General features: G+C 53.1%; 21 protein-coding genes. 3 read left to right on the top strand and 18 right to left on the bottom strand.

Annotated features, from left to right (window positions below; all coding sequences use genetic code 11):
• Positions 1-6: 6 nt before the first annotated feature.
• The 6 genes from cysN to ACXUPB_RS07915 all read right to left on the bottom strand — a co-directional run bounded on the left by cysN (position 7) and on the right by ACXUPB_RS07915 (position 5,271).
• Positions 7-1,449: a sulfate adenylyltransferase subunit CysN gene (cysN, locus tag ACXUPB_RS07940; RefSeq protein ID WP_472956153.1), complete on the bottom strand. Its 1,443-nt coding sequence runs from the start codon at positions 1,447-1,449 to the stop codon at positions 7-9.
• The gene (gene cysD / locus ACXUPB_RS07935) at positions 1,449-2,447 is read right to left on the bottom strand and encodes a sulfate adenylyltransferase subunit CysD (RefSeq protein ID WP_472956151.1); all 999 of its coding nucleotides are present in this window, start codon (positions 2,445-2,447) and stop codon (positions 1,449-1,451) included. Before cysD ends, cysN begins: the two co-directional genes overlap by 1 nt.
• Before the next feature lie 177 nt (positions 2,448-2,624).
• The gene (locus tag ACXUPB_RS07930; RefSeq protein WP_472956150.1) at positions 2,625-3,371 is read right to left on the bottom strand and encodes a phosphodiesterase; all 747 of its coding nucleotides are present in this window, start codon (positions 3,369-3,371) and stop codon (positions 2,625-2,627) included.
• A complete protein-coding gene (locus ACXUPB_RS07925; protein ID WP_035566543.1) occupies positions 3,371-3,817 on the bottom strand; it encodes a DUF1249 domain-containing protein in 447 nt (148 codons plus the stop codon). The genes ACXUPB_RS07930 and ACXUPB_RS07925 overlap by 1 nt, the downstream gene beginning before the upstream one ends.
• Positions 3,818-3,819: 2 nt before the next feature.
• Complete coding sequence (locus tag ACXUPB_RS07920; protein ID WP_035566545.1) at positions 3,820-4,539, bottom strand: NUDIX domain-containing protein; 720 nt, start codon at positions 4,537-4,539, stop codon at positions 3,820-3,822.
• A 72-nt stretch (positions 4,540-4,611) separates the two neighbouring features.
• A complete protein-coding gene (locus ACXUPB_RS07915) occupies positions 4,612-5,271 on the bottom strand; it encodes a tetratricopeptide-like helical (protein WP_035566547.1) in 660 nt (219 codons plus the stop codon).
• A gap of 160 nt (positions 5,272-5,431) precedes the next feature.
• Between ACXUPB_RS07915 and greB the strand changes: the two genes are divergently transcribed.
• Complete coding sequence (greB, locus tag ACXUPB_RS07910; RefSeq protein WP_008957606.1) at positions 5,432-5,962, top strand: transcription elongation factor GreB; 531 nt, start codon at positions 5,432-5,434, stop codon at positions 5,960-5,962.
• 31 nt (positions 5,963-5,993) lie between these two features.
• On the opposite strand, the gene ACXUPB_RS07905 is transcribed toward greB, so the two are convergent.
• The 10 genes from ACXUPB_RS07905 to ACXUPB_RS07860 form a co-directional block, all read right to left on the bottom strand.
• The gene (locus ACXUPB_RS07905) at positions 5,994-6,722 is read right to left on the bottom strand and encodes an SIMPL domain-containing protein (RefSeq protein ID WP_179915413.1); all 729 of its coding nucleotides are present in this window, start codon (positions 6,720-6,722) and stop codon (positions 5,994-5,996) included.
• A 149-nt stretch (positions 6,723-6,871) separates the two neighbouring features.
• Positions 6,872-8,155 carry a TRAP transporter large permease gene (locus tag ACXUPB_RS07900; protein WP_035566551.1) on the bottom strand — a complete coding sequence of 428 codons (1,284 nt, stop codon included), beginning with the start codon at positions 8,153-8,155 and terminating at the stop codon, positions 6,872-6,874.
• Between the two features lie 11 nt (positions 8,156-8,166).
• A complete protein-coding gene (locus ACXUPB_RS07895; RefSeq protein WP_281662198.1) occupies positions 8,167-8,442 on the bottom strand; it encodes a TRAP transporter small permease in 276 nt (91 codons plus the stop codon).
• Between the two features lie 7 nt (positions 8,443-8,449).
• Positions 8,450-8,641 (bottom strand): TRAP transporter small permease, encoded by a 192-nt coding sequence (locus ACXUPB_RS07890; RefSeq protein WP_246361744.1) that lies wholly within the window; start codon positions 8,639-8,641, stop codon positions 8,450-8,452.
• A 60-nt stretch (positions 8,642-8,701) separates the two neighbouring features.
• Positions 8,702-9,688, bottom strand: coding sequence for a C4-dicarboxylate TRAP transporter substrate-binding protein (locus ACXUPB_RS07885; protein ID WP_179915414.1), 987 nt, complete (start codon positions 9,686-9,688; stop codon positions 8,702-8,704).
• Between the two features lie 167 nt (positions 9,689-9,855).
• Positions 9,856-10,971: a mannitol dehydrogenase family protein gene (locus tag ACXUPB_RS07880; protein ID WP_035566557.1), complete on the bottom strand. Its 1,116-nt coding sequence runs from the start codon at positions 10,969-10,971 to the stop codon at positions 9,856-9,858.
• Positions 10,968-12,605, bottom strand: coding sequence for a UxaA family hydrolase (locus ACXUPB_RS07875; RefSeq protein WP_179915415.1), 1,638 nt, complete (start codon positions 12,603-12,605; stop codon positions 10,968-10,970). Before ACXUPB_RS07875 ends, ACXUPB_RS07880 begins: the two co-directional genes overlap by 4 nt.
• Positions 12,602-13,639 (bottom strand): zinc-binding alcohol dehydrogenase family protein, encoded by a 1,038-nt coding sequence (locus ACXUPB_RS07870; RefSeq protein ID WP_035566562.1) that lies wholly within the window; start codon positions 13,637-13,639, stop codon positions 12,602-12,604. The genes ACXUPB_RS07875 and ACXUPB_RS07870 overlap by 4 nt, the downstream gene beginning before the upstream one ends.
• 202 nt (positions 13,640-13,841) lie before the next feature.
• The gene (locus tag ACXUPB_RS07865; protein WP_035566564.1) at positions 13,842-14,684 is read right to left on the bottom strand and encodes a fumarylacetoacetate hydrolase family protein; all 843 of its coding nucleotides are present in this window, start codon (positions 14,682-14,684) and stop codon (positions 13,842-13,844) included.
• 22 nt (positions 14,685-14,706) lie between these two features.
• On the bottom strand, positions 14,707-15,447 hold the full coding sequence (locus ACXUPB_RS07860) for an SDR family oxidoreductase (RefSeq protein WP_179915417.1): 741 nt from the start codon (positions 15,445-15,447) through the stop codon (positions 14,707-14,709).
• Positions 15,448-15,708: 261 nt separating this feature from the next.
• Here ACXUPB_RS07860 and ACXUPB_RS07855 point away from each other — a divergent pair, with 261 nt between their 5' ends.
• Complete coding sequence (locus ACXUPB_RS07855; protein ID WP_179915418.1) at positions 15,709-16,464, top strand: FadR/GntR family transcriptional regulator; 756 nt, start codon at positions 15,709-15,711, stop codon at positions 16,462-16,464.
• A gap of 21 nt (positions 16,465-16,485) precedes the next feature.
• Here the strand turns inward: ACXUPB_RS07855 and ACXUPB_RS07850 are convergent, their stop codons facing one another.
• Together ACXUPB_RS07850 and ACXUPB_RS07845 are read right to left on the bottom strand one after the other, a co-directional pair.
• Positions 16,486-17,490 carry a methyltransferase gene (locus ACXUPB_RS07850; RefSeq protein WP_472956142.1) on the bottom strand — a complete coding sequence of 335 codons (1,005 nt, stop codon included), beginning with the start codon at positions 17,488-17,490 and terminating at the stop codon, positions 16,486-16,488.
• Positions 17,487-18,311, bottom strand: a complete 825-nt coding sequence (locus ACXUPB_RS07845; RefSeq protein WP_335596850.1) for a methyltransferase domain-containing protein — start codon at positions 18,309-18,311, stop codon at positions 17,487-17,489. Before ACXUPB_RS07845 ends, ACXUPB_RS07850 begins: the two co-directional genes overlap by 4 nt.
• Before the next feature lie 273 nt (positions 18,312-18,584).
• On the opposite strand from ACXUPB_RS07845, the gene ACXUPB_RS07840 reads away from it, so the two are divergent.
• Positions 18,585-19,595 carry a LacI family DNA-binding transcriptional regulator gene (locus tag ACXUPB_RS07840; protein WP_472956140.1) on the top strand — a complete coding sequence of 337 codons (1,011 nt, stop codon included), beginning with the start codon at positions 18,585-18,587 and terminating at the stop codon, positions 19,593-19,595.
• Positions 19,596-19,681: the final 86 nt, after the last annotated feature.

Below are 19,681 nucleotides of genomic sequence, written 5' to 3'. Positions count from 1 at the left end.
AGCTTTTTAGCGGTTGAATAAACCGCTGATATCTTTCGCTTCCCAGTGAGGGAAATGCTTACGCACCAGGGAATTCAAGTCACGCTCAAAGGCCGCCCAATCGGTGGTACTTGAAACACTGCCTGGAGCGCTTACCGTGCCGCGGATCATACCGGCGCCTACGGTCACGTTGGTCAACCGATCAATGATGATAAAGCTGCCGGTGCCAGGGCTAGTGCGGTAATTATCCACCGGAATAGCGGCGGTTAGCTCTACGTCGCAGCGGGCAATCGCATTTAGACTCAGCGAGTGAGTGGCATGTTTCTCGAGGGTATTGACGTCTATCTGGTAATCAATCGCACTGACCTGACCGGAAAGATCGCGGGTTGCCAGTTTGAAATCGTAGAGCTTACCCGGCGTTAACGCCTCTTCCTGCATCCAGACAATATCGGCTTTAAAGGTGTTGGCGAGCGGTAGTTCGCTATCTGCTGCCACCAGCCAGTCGCCACGGGAGATATCGATCTCATCTTCCAGGGTCACCGTGATCGCCTGGCCTGGATAGGCCGCGTCAAGGTCACCATCATAAGTAACAACCCGTGCAACCCGCGACGTTTTACCCGAGGGGAGTGCCTTAACGGCTTGCCCTGGGCGCAACACACCCGCGGCTAAGGTGCCGCAATAACCGCGAAAATCAAGGTTCGGGCGGTTGACGTACTGCACCGGCAAGCGCAGATCGCTGAGGTTCTGATCGCGTGTAATCTCGACACTTTCCAACAGTTCAATCAGCGTTTGCCCCTGGTAACTGTCGTTAAAATACCAGGGCGTGTGTTCGCTGCGATTGACCACGTTGTCGCCATTCAGCGCCGACATCGGCACAAAGCGAATGTCCGGCGCCTGCAGATTAGTGGCAAAGGCGCGGTACTCATCGACTATCTCGTTAAAGCGCTGCTCGGAGAAGTCCACCAGATCCATCTTATTGACTGCAATCACCAGGTGTTGGATACCCAGCAGGTCGGCAATAAAGCTATGGCGGCGAGTCTGGGTCTGCACGCCGTAGCGGGCATCGATCAGGATAATCGCCAGGCTGGCGGTTGAAGCGCCTGTGGCCATGTTGCGGGTGTACTGCTCATGCCCAGGCGTATCGGCGATAATAAACTTGCGCTTATCGGTAGAGAAAAAGCGGTACGCGACATCAATGGTAATGCCCTGCTCACGCTCTGACTGCAGGCCATCCACCAACAACGCCAGATCAACGGTATCACCGGTCGTACCACTGGTTTTAGAAGCCTGAGTGATCGCTGCCAGTTGATCTTCAAAGATCATTTTCGAGTCGTGAAGCAGACGGCCAATCAGCGTCGATTTACCGTCGTCGACGCTGCCGCAGGTAATAAAACGTAGCAGGTCTTTGTTTTCATGCTCGTGCAGATACTGCTCAATATTGTCGGCGATTAAATTAGATTGGTGAGACATTAGAAGTATCCCTCGCGCTTTTTCTTCTCCATCGAACCTACCTGATCGCGATCGATGGCGCGGCCACTGCGTTCACTGGTTCGGGTCAGCAGCATCTCTTGAATAATTTCCGGAAGCGTTGAGGCTTCGGATTCCACCGCACCGGTCAGCGGGTAGCAGCCTAGGGTTCTAAACCGCACCGATTTCTCTTCCGGCACCTCGCCAGGCGCTAACGGCATGCGGTCGTCATCCACCATAATTTGCATACCGTCACGCTCGATCACTGGGCGCTTGGCCGAGTAGTAGAGCGGCACGATAGGAATCGACTCTAAGTAGATGTACTGCCAGATATCCAGCTCGGTCCAGTTAGAGAGCGGGAATACGCGGATTGATTCGCCTTTATTGACCTTGGCGTTATACACGTTCCACAGCTCTGGGCGCTGATTCTTGGGATCCCAGCGGTGGTACTTATCGCGAAACGAATAAACGCGCTCTTTGGCACGTGAGGCTTCTTCATCGCGGCGGGCGCCACCGAAGGCTGCATCAAAACCGTATTTATCCAACGCCTGCTTGAGCGCCTGGGTTTTCATGATATCGGTGTATTTGGCACTGCCGTGGTCGAAGGGGTTGATATTGGCCGCCCGCCCCTCTTCGTTGGTATGCACAATCAGCTCCATACCCGCTTCTTCTGCCATGCGGTTACGAAACTCGATCATTTCGCGAAACTTCCACGTTGTATCTACATGCATCAGCGGGAATGGCGGTGTACCCGGGTAAAATGCTTTACGCGCCAGGTGCAGCATGACCGACGAGTCTTTGCCAATGGAGTACATCATTACCGGGTTGGCAAACTCGGCGGCGACTTCACGAATAATATGAATGGACTCAGCTTCTAACTGCTTAAGGTGGGTCAAGCGCGCGGCATCGGGTGCATTAAAAGCCTCCTCCTGCGTCGCTGAAGATGAAGAACGCGTCTCTGAAGACCGCTCTTTTGACGACAATGTAGACAATTGGGTCATGGCCCCTTACCTCACAAGAACAAGCTCGTCACACAAGCTAAAATCAGCGTACGTTATCAATAAATGTACGTTCGAATGTGGGTAGGGTAACGCCGAGCCAGTAATAACCCAAAAGAATTAATAACTATCTTTTTATTCCTAAAAAACCTATCTAAAAATAAGGGAGCAATAAACCGTCTAATCAATGCGCTCAATCCAGCTCTGCCACTCGCTTTCCTGGGTATCGCTCCTCGCCAAATCGATAATGCGATAGCCAGGGCGGGAAGCTTCATCGATGGCGAACTGCTCTGCACCAGGCATAAACTGATCGGCCATCGCAGGACAGCCATAAACATCAATCGTCGCTTCGCCTATTCGGCGATGCTCGGCGTAAGCTTGGTGCACGTGTCCAAACAAGATGATCTTGACGTGAGGGTGTTGGCTTAGCAGTTCCCAAAACGCGTCGCGATCTTGTAGGCCAATGGCATCCATCCACATCGCACCCACGTTAACCGGCGGATGGTGCATGGCAATCAGCGTGGGGCGATCGTCGCTCTTTAACTGTTCAGCGAGCTGATCTTGGCGCTCGCTTCCCAGTTCGCCGTGGGGCTTGCCCTCCACCTGGGTATTGAGCATCAGTATGCGCCACAAATCCAAGTCCACTTGATCGACCATCGGACGCTCGGCAGCCATGAACTCGGGCTGATCGTGATTACCCGGCAGCCAGTACCAGGGGCAAGGCAACTGCTCCAGCGCCTCCACCGCCAAAGCGTAGGAAGCAGCTGACTCGTCCTGGCTCACGTCACCGGTAAACAGCACGATATCGGGCTTTTCAGTGACAACGGCACTCAACACCTGCTGAAACTGTCGCCAGGGTATTCCCGCGCGGGAACGCGCTGCGGTATCCGCATAGAGATGGGCGTCGGTAATCTGAACCACACGCATTAGGGAGTCTCCGGCACGTCAACACTGTGGCCGTGGGCAAGGCCGTGAGCCAGCCACTCGCCCAGGAAGCGGTTGAGTTGAAGCTTCTCATCCGGCTGATGCATACGGGCGTTAGGATAACGGTAGCGGCCACTAAAGTGACGCTCGCGCTGAAAGTCGGTCACTTCCGCCATGCGCACATCGTGATAGAGGTGTACGCGCATACGCGGCCCTTCCATGACGGTATCTAACGGGCCAGTTTGAGAAACATTCACCATGGTGGTGTAAGGCGCCTGCTCTTGAATATACAGATGCAGATCGCCGAAATGCTGTTTATCGCCGCGCAGGGCAATATCACGACGCTGTCCGGCCTCCATATCGCCCACCAGTCGCACCAAACGTAAATAGTTGGCGCTGCACTCCCCTTGGAGCGATTTTAAATCGGTGACATAGGCCGTTCTCGCCATGTTCACTCCTCGTCGGTTTCGCTTTGTGTCAGCGCCTGCTGTGAAGCGGCGCGAAGTGAGGCTCGTTGGCTATTAAGCCAATGTAGTCCAATCAGACACATGGCGTTGTCGAGTCGTCCCTGCGTCAAGAGCTCCCAGGCATTGGCAAACGGCATGACATGTACCCGAATGTCCTCATGCTCTTCGTCTAAGCCATGAATCCCACCTAGCCCTTGGCAATCCACCAAACCACAAAATAGGGTCACTTCCTCGTTGCAGGCGCCGGGGCTTGGATAATAAGTGTGTAATTTGGTCAGTGCGGCCACTTTACAACCCGCTTCTTCCCACGCTTCACGGCGGGCCACGTCTTCCAGTGACTCGCCATCTTCCACCAGACCCGCCACCAGCTCGAGCTTCCAGGGAGACACGGCATCATCAATGGCGCCTGCGCGAAACTGCTCAATCAATACCACTAAATCGCGGGCAGGGTCGTAAAGCAGCACACCTACCGCGTCAAAACGGCTGTGTACTTCTCGGCTTATAGGTTCGCTCCAGCCACCTTCGAATAGGCGGTGACGAAGTTCCAGGCCTTCCAGGCGGAAAAACCCTTGATGCAACGCCTCACGCTTGAGCAGCTCAACGTCACCGCGCTTTAACTGCGGAACGCTAAGCGCTGAGCTTCGAAAAGGGGCCTCTTGAGATGGAGAATTTCCAAACTCAGCGTTTTTAGGGCTAGACGCCATGGAGCACTCCCGGTGGTGATAATCGATCTATTATCAATGCTTGCCACCGGGAATGCCAATCCAGTTAGCGGATTAAAGCTGATTGAGCAGCGTCTCGGCATCGCGACGCAGCGCTTCATCTGAGACTTGCCGGTTCTCGCGAGCGGTGCCGTTAACCGCCCGCTCGGCATGCTCACGCGCTGCCTGCTCATTGCCCTCTTCTTTCAAGAAAGCGGCATAGTAGTAGTTAACATCGATACCGTCCGGGCGGATCTCCAGAGCACGCTGGAACATGCGTTCAGCCGTCTCGCTATTGCCGAAGCCGAGTGGTCGACCCGGCGCGCGGTCGTAAAGCGCGCCTAGCGTGACGTAGGCCGAACCATTCAGCCCTTGCGGATCGATTTCAATCGCTTGCTCCAGCGCATCGCGCGCATCACCTGCGGTTCCCAAGGCGCCCAAGCCACCCCTTTCCCGGGCATAGGAGGCCAAAATAATGCCCTGCCAGACAAGTATGTCAGCTTCATCTTCGTGCTGTTCAGCCAATTGTTCCACTTCGCCGGCCAACGCTTTCAACGTACTTTCTCGCTCATTGGCAGGCATCTCCGTCACGGTGTGCTCCCAGCGGTTTTTCAACGAAAACAGCTCGCCTTCGAAGGCGGTCGCGGTCAACGGTGACAGCACCAGCGCGGTACTCATCGCGGCGGCGATCAGGGAACGTGGTAAAGACATGGGTAAAAAATAGAGAGTTCGCATACATGCTCCTGAATTATTATTGTCCAGCGTAGACTCACCAATGGCGGGCCTCTCACATAATGTAACGAACGTTTGAATGATTCGCCAGTGGCATGTTGCTTGGTATGCTTCGCGCAATTAACGTAAAGTAGGTAGCTCGAAACACGAAGGGGAACAGGTAATGAAAGGCCGCAACATGACCCGCTGGCGCGATCCAGCCAAAGATCCGCGTCAAGCCCCTAAGAGCAATCTGATCACCCCGGAAGGGGCGTCACGTCTGCGCGCTATACTGGATCATCTTTCACGGGTTAAACGCCCGGCCCTTTCAGAGAAAGTCGGCGAAGCCGCCGCTCAGGGCGATCGCAGTGAAAACGCAGATTACACTTATAATAAGAAAGAGCTAAATCGGGTTATTGCCCGGATTACCTACCTGACAAAACGTTTAGACGAACTGCAAATTGTCGATCGGCTGCCTGCCGATACTAGCAAGGTGTTTTTCGGCGCCTATGTGAGCCTGGAAGATGAAAACGGCGAGCAGGTACATCTCAGGATTGTTGGCCACGATGAAATCGACACTAAAAAACGCTGGATCAGTATCGATGCCCCCATGGCCAAGGCCCTGCTGAGCAAGCAGATAGGCGATGAGGCGAAGGTGCTCACCCCCAATGGTGAGATGTTTTATACCATCACCGCCCTAGACTACACGGGCTGAGCGCCCTTCCCTTGGCGCGTTCCTATTAAGCCTAGTCCTGTAAAGAATAGTCCACCGTGGTGACGACGCGGACGCGTTTGGTTTGTGGCGTGTAGCTATCCAGATCTTCAATGGAAAAGTAGCCTTGCGTGGCCTGACGAATCTGCCCCACTTGGCTACCGGAATCTTCAGCAAACTGCTGTGCGGCGTTGCGCGCATCCGCCGTTGCCGCTGCAATCATTTCGGGCTTGATGTCATCAAGCCCGGTGAATAAAAATTCCGTGCGGTATTCATAGCTGGGTGAAAGCAGCACGCCTTCACGCACCAGCGAAGTAGCGCTAGGGATCGCCTCAATCACGCCCTCAACATTGGGGGAGCGCAGTAGCAGCGTCGCTTCGGCACGGTAGCGTTCATCCGGGCGCTGACCGCCGTATTGGTTGCTAAATTGATCGGTAATTCGTGGCGCTGTCGAACTAACATGCTCTGGGGCAAAGCCCTGGGCCTTAAGAAAATCGCGAATCGCCTGCTCATCCCTGGACAACTGCTGCTCAAGGTCGCCCAAGCTATTGGCGCTGACACTGTAGTTGAACGGCCAAAGCACTAAATCTGCTGGCACTTCCCGCTCTGATAAGCCGCGCACTGTCACGCTGCGGGACGACTGCTGCCACACTTCAGCAGCTCTCTTGATATAGCTGCCGCCGACAACCAGCCCTATTGCCAGCAACCCGCCAAGCAAAACGGCACTTGCCAGTACCGCCGTATTTCGAATACTGCCCGCCATTTCAACCACTCCCACAAACTGCCGTTAAATTAACGACTACTTATTTGCATCATAGACCTTAAAGGTCAATTCGTGGGCGGCTGATTGTGGCAAGTGTGAGGAAATGCCCCCCTGCATTTAAGCAGAGGGCCGGCATTAAAACGATTTATTTAGAAAACGAGCGCGGGCAACGCGAGAGAGATTGCGGGAACGAAGGTGGTCAGTAGCAGGATGCATACCATAACTAGCCAGAACGGCATGACGGCGCGAATAAAAGAAGCAACGCTAACCCCCGTAATACTGCAGGTCGTGAACATCACCGTTCCCAGCGGCGGGGTAATCGTGCCAATGGTGGCATTAATGATGAAAATAATGCCGAAATGAACCGGATCAATACCGAACTGAGCCGCGACTGGAGCCAGGAGGGGTGAAAGCACAATCAGGATGGCATTGCCTTCCAGAAACATCCCTAACACCAACAGTAGCAAATTAGCTAATAGCAGGAAGACAATCGCGCTACCTACTTGGGATGAGAGCAGCATAGCGATCTCTTGCGGTATCTGTTCCCAAGTAAGGAAGCGAGCAAACCCTGATGCCACGGCAATAATAAAGAGCACATTGACAGAGGCAAGAAGTGACTCATTGGTTGCCATGGCGATGCTTTTTGGCGTCATCTGCTTATAGACAAAAACGCCAACAATTAGCGCATAAAGCACCGCAATAGCACCGGCTTCTGTCGGCGTGAAGACACCAATCCGAATACCGCCAATCACCACCAATGGCAGCATCAAGGCGATAACACCTGCACGGGTAACACTCACCCACTCATGACGTGTCACCTTCTTGCGCTCAGGTGGCTGATAATGATGCCGACGACATAAATATGAAACCAGCACCATCAAACTGATGGCCATCAACACACCCGGTACTACTCCCGCTAGAAATAGCCGCCCAATTGAAACGTTATTGACGTAGCCATACACGATCAAAGCAATACCAGGTGGAATTGTCGAGGTAATCAATGACGACGCCGCCGTAACCGCACTGGAAAAAGACTTGGGATAGCCCTTCTCAGTCATGCTGGGCACTAGCAGTTTTGCGTTCATGGCGGCATCGGCAATGTTGGAACCGGAAAGCCCGCCCATAAAAGTACTCAACAGCACGTTGGCCTGCGCCAATCCGCCATGCATGCGTCGCGTCAGCAGCTCAGCCAGCCTGAGTAAACGGTCAGTGATACCCGAATAGTTCATGAAGACGCCAGCCATAATGAAAAACGGGATCGCCAACAGCGAAACCGACTCCAGTCCTCCGGCCAGGCGTTGGATCAGCAGCATCATCGGTTGATCGGCACCCACGATGAAGTATAGAAACGTCGAGAAAAACAGTGCAAAGGCGACAGGCGTACCTAATAAAAACAACACAAACAGTGCGCCAAGAGCAGTCGTGACAGCCATGTGGTTGTCTCCTATGGTTTATGTCGCTGAAACAACCGCACCACGCAGTGATATATCATTACCACTGCGCTAACGGGAATCGCCACATGAATCCAGTAATAGGGAATTTGCAGCATCGGCGTACTGCGAAATGCTGAAATACTGAGTAATTGGGTGCCCCAATACAGCATGGCCAGAGCACTCATTAAAATGATGCCCACGCTGAATAGCTGCTCATTCCAATGCGCTAAGCGGGGTGGAAGCTTATCGGTAACGAAGCTGATGAATACATGCTCGCGGCGGCGCACCAACGCACTAGCCCCCCAGAAAAGTGGCCCAGACCAGCAGTAACTGAAGTACCTCTTCTGTCCAAGCCAAAGGGAAATTAAACAGATAACGCATAAAAACATTACTGATAGCTACTAAAAAGAGCGCGAAAACAGCTGCCGTCGCGATAACCTCATCCAGCCGCATCACTCGATCTAGCCACGTAAAAATACGCTTCATACCAGACTCCTTGACCAGATACCCCAGCAGGCGCTGGGGTACCATAAAATCACACGCTAATCAGCCGTTGATGATCTCGTAGACATCGTCATAGAGACCATCACTCCACTGAGGGAACGCGGTGGGAATCTGTTCTGCAGCTCGCTCACGGAAGGGGGTGGTATCAACCTCGTGAATCTCTACGCCTTCGCTGCGCAGTTTCTCCAGCGCCTGTTCACTATCTTCTGCGACAAGCTCAGCAAGATATTCAGCCATTTGCTGGCCGGTATCAGTCAGAATCTGCTGCTGCTCTTCATCCAGCTGATCCCAAAATGCCTGTCCCGTAACGAAAGGTGCCACGGTATGCATATGCGCCGTCAGGCTAAGATGCTTGACCACCTCGTGAAACTTTCCGCCAAAGAGCACGGCAGCAGGGTTCTCGACACCATCTACCATTCCCTGAGCCAAAGCGGGATAGACATCCCCCAGTGACATAGGTGTTGGTGTCGCGCCCATGGCACGAATGGCTTCGACATACATCTGCGAGTTCTGGACACGTACGCCCACACCGTCGAGGTCATCAGGGCTATTCACCGGCTCACGTGTTAACAAATGGCGAACACCGTATACGGCGTTAGGAATTACAATGTGATACCCGGAGGATGCTACCTGCGTCATTTGGTCAGCAAACCATTCAGAGTCAAATACCTTGAGTTTGGTCTCAAAGTCTTCGCTCAAATAGGGGGCATCCAGTACGGCGAGGTCGGGAACCGAGTCTAGAAAGTTGCTGTAAGCCGTAATCGAAATGATGGCGGAACCGAAACGAGCCTGTTCCATCACCTCGGTTTCAGAGCCTAATTGGCTTGCTGGAAAAGCTTTAAGCTCTATTTCACCATTACTTGCTTCATTGACCCATTCGGCCCATTGATTTACAGCGACATCTACCGGTTCACCGGGCTGGTTGCCATAAGCCACACGAATCACAGTGTTTGCTTGGGCAGCACTGACAAAGCCAATGCTGGTGACCGTAGCAAGCGTAATCGCGATAGAGAGTTTATTTAGACGCATGATGTACTCCATTTTTTTTGTGTGTAACGACGGTTATTGTTCCTACCCTGAAGGCAGTGTTGTTTTATATACAATTTATCTACATAAGATAATACTGCAGTAATAGAGCGCTATTATCTCTGCCATGTGATTTACATAGCACCTCCTTATAAGGGGCTTACTGCCTTCTACTTCCTGCCAAGCGCTGCACAAAGCCGTGGAGTGGCGATCTCATATTTAATTCCTAGTTCCACCACAGGTTCCAATCGCCGTGTCAGCTTATCGCCATGATAATTTGCAATATCCTCAAGCCGATGATCCAGGTAGGGGTTGTCGAACCGCTCCAAGGTGTTATGCCAATAGGCGTTTAAATCCATATCCGGCAGTTCACGGGCCAACACGGGCAATACCTCTTGCATCATGACTTCGCTGAGGCCATTACGTAGCCATGGCTCCTGCATAGCCTCTCTTACGTAGGTAACGGACTCTGTTAACCCATTCTGGCGCCACTGATCGACAAGATAGGTATGCGCTAAATTGAGAATGTGCAGTTTGCGTAATTCAAACGGCTGAAGTGAACTTGCCATCTCAACGGCAGGGTGCTCAAAGGGCATTACCAGACCTGGTGTTTGTTGTATTGCCCAAAGCGCATAAGGCTCGGCAACTGCGCCGACGGGCTCCAAAGGGGCCGAAACGATGCGATCCACAAGCGTATTGACCCAGCAACAATGGGCCGCTAACCACTCTTCAAAGGGTGTATCGTGATAATCCCGACGCGCCAGTTGAAGCACTATTTCCTTCAATACGTGACCATTGCTGCCGATCAATTCACAAGGCAGCAGTGTCAAGCCTGGCTGCCCTGCACTAAAACGTGCATAGAGTAGCTTGGTGAGCTTACCGGGAAAGCTTGAGGGCACATCAGCGAGACTAGTGTCATCTGCCACTTGGTAGCCACTGTCCCCTGTGTTGGAGATCACCCAGCGTGCCATGTAGATAAAGTGGTGCTCTAACGCCTGCCACTGCTCTTGAGCCACCAGGCAGCCTGCAACGCTACCAATTGAGAGCTGCTCATCGACGGGCTGGCCATTGCGCAATCCCCTAATATGTAGCGGGTAGCTTGCTTGCTGTGCCAGCGCGACTGCCTTGGCTTTCCCCTCGGGCCGTGAAGAAGTTTGTACGACAAGAATGGCTTCCTGGCTGTTACCGTTTTCAATCGCCTGTGCAGCAAAAGCAGCCACATGACCCAGCAAAAAACGGCTGGTACCAAACTGAACAATACTCGCCTGAGAGAGCGGCAGTTTCACAATGACACTCCTCGTTTCCAAGGAATAAAATCCAACTGTGAAAGGCGCTCTGCCTTGGTGGTATAACGACCCGACGCGGTATCGATACACAGTTGCAGCAACTCATCCGCGAGCTCTGCAATGCCTGCTTCACCACGAATAACCGGACCAGCGTCGAAATCGATGACATCGCTCATCCGTCTTGCCATCTCGCTGTTACTGGAAATTTTGATCACTGGTGCCACAGGATTACCAGTGGGGGTACCCAAACCAGTAGTAAACAGCACCAAGTTGGCACCAGATCCCACTAGTCCTGTTGTAGACTCAACGTCATTGCCAGGCGTACATAGCAGATTAAGGCCCTTGCGGGTCATGGGCTCGGTATAGTCGAGCACATCCACCACTGGACTATCCCCGCCTTTTTTAGCAGCCCCCGCCGATTTCATCGCATCGGTGATCAAGCCGTCACGAACGTTGCCCGGTGAAGGATTCATGGAAAAATCAGCTCCCACTGCGTGGGCGTGACGTTGATAAGCTGTCATTAACGACGTAAACCGCTCGGCCACTTGGGGATCACCACAGCGGGCGAGCAACTCATGCTCAACGCCGCACAACTCAGGGAACTCACTTAAAATACCACTCCCTCCCAGCGCCACAATCCTATCTACCACAGCCCCGACAACAGGATTGGCAGAAAGCCCAGAAAAGCCATCCGAGCCACCGCACTCGACGCCCAGGGTGAGCTCAGAGAGCGCTGCCGGTTGTCGTGTCAATTGATTAGCTTTCTTCAGCCCATCAAAAATGGCTGTCAGCGCATCGCGGATAAGCTCTTCTTCACTGTTGGATGCCTGCTGCTCGAAGTAACTTACGGACTTATGACCTTTCGGATCACGCGCCGTGATCGCCTGCTGTAGCATACTGATCTGCGCTTTCTGACAACCCAGGCTAAGCACCGTGGCCCCAGCCACGTTAGGGTGGCAAATGTAGCCTGCGAGTAACTCGCAGAGTGCTCCAGCATCGCCATCCGTGCCGCCGCACCCTTGTTGGTGTACCAGAAAACGCACGCCATCCACATTGGGGAATAGCCGCTCACCCGCAGGCAGTACCGACTCAGCGGCATTTTCGCCATGTAACAACTGCCTCGCCATACGCTTGTAGTCATAAAAGGGGTCGTCCCCCAATGCATCGGCAACGCACTGGCGCAGCACCTCAATATTGCGGTTCTCACAAAACACCAAAGGCACTACCAACCACACATTCGCCGTTCCAACTCGCCCATCCGGGCGGTGATAACCATCAAACGTTGTCTGTTCAAACGCGGTCACAGACGGGGGCTGCCACGCCTGCTGGTGCATATTGCCGGTTAAATCCTCCGTTGAGTGCACCAAGTTCTCAGTGGTAATCGCCCCACCAGCAGCAATTGACTGAGTCACTTTACCAACCCGAACGCCGTACATAATGACCATATCGCCCACGGCCATATCGCTGAGGGCGAACTTGTGCTTATGACGAACAGGCCCAGGCAGCGTAATACTGACGCCTTGATCCTCGATCACCGTGCCGGCGGGTAGATCGGTCAACGCGACGCGAACATTATCCACCGCATGGACACGCAGCGTGAGATGGGGCGTTTGGCTCGCGATCAGGTCACTCACGGGCGTACTTCCTCAGCGTCAATGGAAATCATGGCTTTGATAACCTGATTGGCAGGGTCACACCACTGGGACATTTGGGTGGGTACGTCGGCGAGCGGTGCCCGATGAGTAATCATGGCTTCGGCGTTAATGTCACCGCTCTCCATCAGGGCCACCACGTTATCGAAGTCTTCTCGGGTGGCGTTTCGGCTCCCCATGAGGGTCAGCTCTTTCTTGTGGAAATCAGGGTCGTTAAAGGTAATATCGGCTTTGACCACGCTGACCAGCACATAGCGCCCACCGTGGCCTGCCAGATCGAACCCCGCCTGCATGGCACGCGGGCTGCCGGTGGCATCGAACACCACATCCGCTAATGCGCCGCCATTCAATTGACTTATTAGCTCAGCCACATCGGCGTCCTGAGGATTCGCCACCGCATCAGCGCCCAATACATCGCGGCAAAAAGCCAACCGGGAAGCGTTGGTATCGACCATCAGTGTGCGTGCACCTTGGCTTTTAGCCACCTGCAGCACGCCCATACCAATCGGGCCAGCGCCAACGATGATGGCAAGCTCATCCGCTTGTAGCGCGCTGCGCCTAACCGCGTGAGCGCCAATCGCCATGCACTCCACCAGGGCGAGCTGATCGATACTCAGTGTTTCCGATACCACCAAATGGGTAGTAGGAACGGACAAATACTCCGCCATACCGCCATCTTGATGGACGCCAATCACCTGCATGTTCTGGCAGCAGTTGGTTTTATGCTGCAGACAGGCGCGGCACTCACCACAATGCAGGTAAGGGATAACGTAAACCTGCTTCCCTAGTAAATGCTGGGCTTGGTTGTCAGCGACCTCGACTACCTCACCAGCTAGCTCGTGGCCCAGCACGCGAGGGTATGCAAAATAGGGCTGGTTGCCGCCATAAGCATGAATATCCGTTCCACAGATACCGATACGGCGAATACGCAATAACGCTTGCCCAGGCGAACACTCGGGTCGATCGGCGTTAGCTAGCTCCAGATGGTGCGGTTTTGTACAAACAAGCACTTGCATGAGTGCGCTCCTTTTCACCACGCCAATAACTCACCAAGCCACTAAGGCTAACCAAGCAGAGCGATGGGTACATTGATCCAGTGGTCAGGCCTTTCTGGGTAAAAAAATTACCCATATTTTAGCCTTGGGCCTGACACTTATCGTGTTGCTACTATCAACGGGCATCACCCGCTGATAGTTATAATTCCAGAGACTTTATTTACTACGCCTGTATGACGCGCTGTAGCTGCTCACCAAGGCCTTCAATCCCTAAGCGCATTTGCTGTCCATTGCGAAGGTAAACAGGAGGCTTCTGCCCCATGCCAACTCCTGGCGGCGTTCCGGTTGAAATCACATCACCGGGCTGCAGACTCATAAAGCGACTCAAGTAGCTAATCAAAAAAGGCACTTGATAGACCATGGTGCGGGTATTGCCATCCTGATAGCGGTGGCCGTCCACCTCTAACCACATACTCAGCTGGTGGGGGTCCGCGACTTCATCTCGAGTTACCAGCCAGGGGCCTAATGGGCCGAACGTATCGCAGCCTTTGCCTTTATCCCAGGTACCACTGCGCTCTAGCTGAAACTCGCGTTCGGATACGTCGTTGACGACACAGAAGCCAGCCACATGGGACATCGCATCAGTTTCATCAATATAACGGCCACCTTTGCCGATAATGACCCCAAGCTCCACTTCCCAGTCGGTCTTCTTGGAACCGCGGGGGATTTCAACATCGTCATTAGGGCCGCAAATGGCGCTGGTCCACTTATTGAAAATGACAGGTTCAGCGGGAACCTCGGCGCCGGTTTCAGCCGCATGGTCTGAATAGTTGAGGCCAATACAGATAAATTTACCCACACGCCCTACACATGGCCCCAAACGAGTATCAGCCGAGACTTCAGGCAGTGCTGTTACCTCGATATCGCGCAATTTTGTTAATGCTTCATCGCTTAAAACATCGCCAGCAATATCACCCACGATAGAAGAAAGATCACGCACCTTCCCCTGACTGTCTAAGATGCCCGGTTTTTCCTGGCCCGGAGAGCCAAAACGTACAAGCTTCATATTGTTATCCCTTCTAAAGTAATCAGTTTGCCCAGCCGCCATCAATCAACTGTGTAGTACCCGTAATAAACTCAGACTCATCACTGGCTAGAAATGTTGCCAACGCCGCGACCTCTTCAACTCTTCCCAGCCGGCCCATTGGCTGGCGGGCAATAAAAGACGCCAGTACATCCGCTTCACTGCGTCCCTCTTTCTGGGCCTGCTCAGCGATGCGCTGCTTTAATGAAGGCGACTCAACAGTGCCTGGGCAGATAGCATTGCAACGAATGCCTTGTGTCATAAAGTCGGCAGCCACTGATTTGGTGAGACCGATCACCGCCGCTTTGGAAGCGCCATAAGCACAGCGATTCGCCACCCCTTTAACGCTGGATGCCAGGGAAGCCATATTGATAATACTGCCGCCCCCATTTACTAGCATGCCCGGTAAAAAAGCCTGCAAGGTATGAAACATAGAGGTGACATTAATATCCAGGGAACGCTGCCAAGTGGCTTCATCACACTCCAGTACAGATCCCCCCGCCACCATTCCCGCACAGTTGAAGAGTATGTCGATATTGGGTAGAGAACTGGCTAGCTCGTGAATCGCTTTGCTATCCGTGACATCCAAGCGATACGCTTCAACGCCTTTTACCCCTTCTAGCGTGGCAATATCAATATCTGTGGCAAATACCCGCGCGCCCTCGGCAACAAAGCGTTCGGCGCTGGCGCGACCAATACCATTCGCGGCGGCAGTGATGAGAGCAGTCTTGTTTTTGAGTCTCATGGTATGGCTATCCCTAACGGCTATAGGACGTCCCTAAAAGCGGTGGCACGTCCTAGCAAAGAGTGGGAACATACATCAGGCCAAAACATCCAGATATCTAATGGCCTGACCAATGAGTCGAGTATGCTAGAACAACTTTGGCCCTGGCAAGCCTCAAAAAGCTAAATATTAGCTTTAGAGGATCAACTTTAGTCGCTATAAACCTTAGTCTTGCAAACCTTAGTCGAATGCCTTCGATGAAACGGATAGGAAACACCACGAATGCCGATTCAAACCATCCGCTCGCAGCGCCTTTATCGCCAGATTGCAGATCAATTGCAGCAACTGATCAACGATGGCGAGTTCCCCCCAGGGGCGCTGCTGCCACCTGAGCGGGAACTGGCCCAATCGCTTGGTGTAAGCCGCGCCTCTGTTAGAGAAGCCTTAATTGCACTTGAAGTGGTTGGGCAAGTAGCCGTGCGTGTTGGGCACGGCGTGGTGGTACTTGAGTCTAGAGCGACGCCCCTTGAGCCTGTGATGCGTGCCGCAGCACGCACCGAGGCTTGGGCACTTGACCCAGAGTTCGAAAGCGAGATCGAGCTCAACCTGGATGAAGAAATCCCACCCTTCTCACTGCTCCAAACGCGGCGTTATATGGAGCCAGAAATTACCGCCTTGGCTGCCATGAATGCCACCGATGACGACCTGAAAGCAATTCGCCTGGCCTTCGAACGCAATGTATCTGACAACGCTAATGGCGGACGCAACTGCGCCGGAGACCGGTTGCTGCATATCCGCATTGCCGAGGCCTCCGGCAATGCCGCCTATGCGCTTGTCATCAAGCATCTGCTTGGTCATCAATACGGTGCCATGTTCCGCCGACTCCAAGAGCTATTCACGGAAACAGACATGCCCCAGCGCTCCCAAGACGACCACGAACGCATTGTGAACGCAATCGAATCGCGTGACCCTATCGCTGCTCGACATGCCATGGAAGTCCATTTAGACCATGTTTTAAATGTTTTCTTTGCTGAATAAACCGCCTCTCACCTCTAGCGTTTAACGACTTGGTTTAATCGCACCGTACACCTTAAAACGACGATTGTCGGCCAGCGTATAAAAATCTTGGAACGCACGCTGCAAGTGATCGGGATAAGGCAGAAAGCCGTTAGCAACAATCACCAAGCGTCCACCAGTGGTTAAGTGTTCAGGTGCTTGGCTAATCAAGCGCTGGCTTGGGCCATAGCTGATATCGCGCTCTTTATGGAAGGGTGGATTGCTGATAATCCAGTCAAACTGCTCCTCCTCAAGCGCGCTAAAGACATCGCTACAGAGTACTCGCCCTTCGAGCCCATTCTCGGCTAACGTGCGTTTACAGGCTTCTATCGCAAAGGCACTAATATCCACGGCGGTCACAAGATGGCCACGCTGGGCCAACCAAGCGCTGACAATACCGTCGCCACAGCCCATATCCAGTACTTTGAGCGGTTTTTTCGGCAAGCTATCCTCAATGCTTTCCAGCATTAATAACGTGCCTTCATCGACTTTGCCATGACCAAAGACACCGGGATGGCTGGCTAGCGTTAAACCCAGCGCTTCAATGTTTTGCCAAGCGCTATCGCTAGCTGAATCTAACGCAATGGTATGGGTGGCAAAGAGTGAACAGCGACGCGCGTTATCGCGCTTGTCCCACCTCATTCCCAGCTCATCCAGCATCTTGGGCACACGCTTGATCCCCCCTTGATGCTCGCCAACAATCTCTAACGGCGTGCCGCTAGGTAGCTGTTCACATAACCACTTCAGCCACCAGATACCTAACTGATGGGCTTTTGGCCAAAACAGCACCACTTCTTTTCCTAATGGCTCACCCGCGGCCAAGTCAAAAGGTGTCCGGGCTTGCTTGCCCTTTGCCTTCCATTCGTTTAGCACCGCAAAATCACCGCTCAACACTCCCGCTGACTGGTCAATAAGCCAGCTATCCACAGGCGGGCTTACGACCCATAGCGCTGCGTACTTATCTCTTTGGCGCTCTAATAACTGACACGCAGGGGCTTGGGCACTCATTCAGAGCTCTCCGGTTTCGTTAATGTGTACAGTAGGTAACGACCCAATCGCCAGTGCGGGTCTTGGCGACAGTACTGTTTTTCCAGCGCCAGTAGCGTTTCTTTTTCTGCAGGCGTTGCGGGGGGATGGCGTAAGTAATCTTGAAATACTCGGATGCCAGCTACGGCATCTATTTTCAGTCCGTTTGCTGCGCTCCACTGGGCAATGTCGGCGTGCGTTATCGGCGAAATGGGCGTTAAACGTTGCCGTTTTCCCTTCCCCTCCAATCGGCCACTCAATGCCTTCTCAAGATTGCCTTTAACCACATTAGAGAAACGCAGCGCATCGCGATTAAACACCATCAAGCTAAGCTGGCCACCAGGCGCCAGCAGATCACTTAGGTTAGTCAGGGCTGCTTGCGGGTCACCCAGCCACTCCAACACTGCATGGCAAGTAATCAGCGACCATGGCCCCGGTGCCTGCGGGGGCAGGTCCTGCAAGGACGCTTGCCGGTAAATAATGGAGGAGTGAGGTAGCGTCGGATCATCGTGATGCCACTGTTGGGCATAACTGAGCATGTCTTTCGAAGGCTCCACCATGGTCACCTTATGCCCACGCTTGGCAAACCACGCCGTTTGTTGGCCCAGACCGCCGCCCACGTCAAGGACGTTCTGCTCGTTTAAAAGCAACATTTGCGGTAATAAATAGTCGAGCATCACTAAGCGCAACTCGCCACGGGGTGCCTGATAGAGTGAACGGGAGAACTTATCGACCAAGCCATCGAAATAGCGATCTCCAGCCTCTGTTAAGTCATAGCTTTTTGGTAAATCGTTTGGGTGCATACCGCGGGCATCGCTTTTGCGAGGAAACGCGCAGTTTACCTGATTCATCCTGCTCAGCCGAATGGCATACTCCTCAACGCTGCTCATAGCGAAAAGCTATCAAAAAAACCACCCCTTATAACAAAAAACATGAATAGATTTACAAATAGCCGGGCGGTAACCCCCTCCGATTACAATATTTATATGGTTAACCACATCTAATTAACTGTGTACCGTTGCTTTTGATGTCAAGCATATACAAAATGGAACCGTTCCCATTCCGCGAAGACCATTATGTCATCTGCAGTACGACGTTCTACCATTCTTGAAGTCGCCCGTTTAGCCGGTATTTCAAAAACTAGCGTTTCGCGTTATTTTGGCGATGAACGGGAACGTCTATCGCCCACTCTTCAGGACCGCATTGCCCAGGCAGCAAGCACTCTAGATTACCAGCCCAACCAAATGGCGCGTGGACTCAAGGGTGGGCGCTCCAAGCTCATCGGGATGCTGGTAGCGGATATCCGCAACCCTTTTTCCGTGGCAATTACCCACGGTGTCGAACAAGCATGCCGCCAGTACGGCTACTCATTATTGGTATGCAATACCGACAACGATTCTGAGCAGGAGCGCCAGCATTTAGACCTTCTGGGTGCGTATCAGGTGGCAGGCTTGGTGGTTAATGCCACCGGCAGCCCCGAAACCCAACTACAGGCTTTCATCAACCATGGAACGCCAGTCGTGCTGCTAGACCGCGAAGTCAGCAATGTGGATGCAGAAGTAGTAGGGCTTGATAACCAGCTAGCGATTGATAGCGCACTTGATCACCTTTCTGCCCAGGGTTACCAAGCCGTGTTGTATGTCAGCGAAGCCCCTGAGCAGTCAAGCACACGGCAACGACGGCTGGCCTGCTTTAACCAGCGAGCCCAACAGCGTGCGTTAAGCCATGCAACGCTACTGTTATCAAGTGACACCAACACGCGCCAGGCGCTAAGCCATTTTTTAGCCGCCCATCCTCAACACGCCTGCGCCGTACTGTGTGGCAACGGCAATGTGACCTTGACGATAACGCGCCTTTTCCAGCAGCTAGGCCTACCGCTTGGTCAATTCGGCTTAATGGGCATTGATGAACTCGACTGGTGCGATCTCGTGCCTCCTGGTATTACCACGCTTGCCCAGCCAACCGATGCTATCGGGAAAACGGCGCTTCACTGCTTGAGGCATAGAATTACACCTCAAACAACGCCGCCGCCGACAACATTGAGTTTTGCACCTACCCTAATCGCAAGAGGCTCCACCCGGCGTTAGCATTTTATGATCGCCCAAGCTTTATAAAAGCAACATAAATGGTATCGTTCCCATTAACCGACGACCAACCACATCAAGAGATGACT

This window comes from Vreelandella sp. DA03-1M (genome assembly GCF_055725665.1).
This window is presented reverse-complemented; position numbering and strand designations above follow the sequence as displayed.

Bases quoted from the DNA above. Each gene is read 5' to 3' on its own strand.
- cysN (WP_472956153.1), bottom strand. From the start codon at position 1,449: ATGTCTCACCAATCTAATTTAATCGCCGACAATATTGAGCAGTATCTG.
- cysD (WP_472956151.1), bottom strand. From the start codon at position 2,447: ATGACCCAATTGTCTACATTGTCGTCAAAAGAGCGGTCTTCAGAGACG.
- ACXUPB_RS07930 (WP_472956150.1), bottom strand. From the start codon at position 3,371: ATGCGTGTGGTTCAGATTACCGACGCCCATCTCTATGCGGATACCGCA.
- ACXUPB_RS07925 (WP_035566543.1), bottom strand. From the start codon at position 3,817: ATGGCGAGAACGGCCTATGTCACCGATTTAAAATCGCTCCAAGGGGAG.
- ACXUPB_RS07920 (WP_035566545.1), bottom strand. From the start codon at position 4,539: ATGGCGTCTAGCCCTAAAAACGCTGAGTTTGGAAATTCTCCATCTCAA.
- ACXUPB_RS07915 (WP_035566547.1), bottom strand. From the start codon at position 5,271: ATGCGAACTCTCTATTTTTTACCCATGTCTTTACCACGTTCCCTGATC.
- greB (WP_008957606.1), top strand. From the start codon at position 5,432: ATGAAAGGCCGCAACATGACCCGCTGGCGCGATCCAGCCAAAGATCCG.
- ACXUPB_RS07905 (WP_179915413.1), bottom strand. From the start codon at position 6,722: ATGGCGGGCAGTATTCGAAATACGGCGGTACTGGCAAGTGCCGTTTTG.
- ACXUPB_RS07900 (WP_035566551.1), bottom strand. From the start codon at position 8,155: ATGGCTGTCACGACTGCTCTTGGCGCACTGTTTGTGTTGTTTTTATTA.
- ACXUPB_RS07890 (WP_246361744.1), bottom strand. From the start codon at position 8,641: ATGAAGCGTATTTTTACGTGGCTAGATCGAGTGATGCGGCTGGATGAG.
- ACXUPB_RS07885 (WP_179915414.1), bottom strand. From the start codon at position 9,688: ATGCGTCTAAATAAACTCTCTATCGCGATTACGCTTGCTACGGTCACC.
- ACXUPB_RS07870 (WP_035566562.1), bottom strand. From the start codon at position 13,639: ATGCAAGTGCTTGTTTGTACAAAACCGCACCATCTGGAGCTAGCTAAC.
- ACXUPB_RS07865 (WP_035566564.1), bottom strand. From the start codon at position 14,684: ATGAAGCTTGTACGTTTTGGCTCTCCGGGCCAGGAAAAACCGGGCATC.
- ACXUPB_RS07860 (WP_179915417.1), bottom strand. From the start codon at position 15,447: ATGAGACTCAAAAACAAGACTGCTCTCATCACTGCCGCCGCGAATGGT.
- ACXUPB_RS07855 (WP_179915418.1), top strand. From the start codon at position 15,709: ATGCCGATTCAAACCATCCGCTCGCAGCGCCTTTATCGCCAGATTGCA.
- ACXUPB_RS07850 (WP_472956142.1), bottom strand. From the start codon at position 17,490: ATGAGTGCCCAAGCCCCTGCGTGTCAGTTATTAGAGCGCCAAAGAGAT.
- ACXUPB_RS07845 (WP_335596850.1), bottom strand. From the start codon at position 18,311: ATGCACCCAAACGATTTACCAAAAAGCTATGACTTAACAGAGGCTGGA.
- ACXUPB_RS07840 (WP_472956140.1), top strand. From the start codon at position 18,585: ATGTCATCTGCAGTACGACGTTCTACCATTCTTGAAGTCGCCCGTTTA.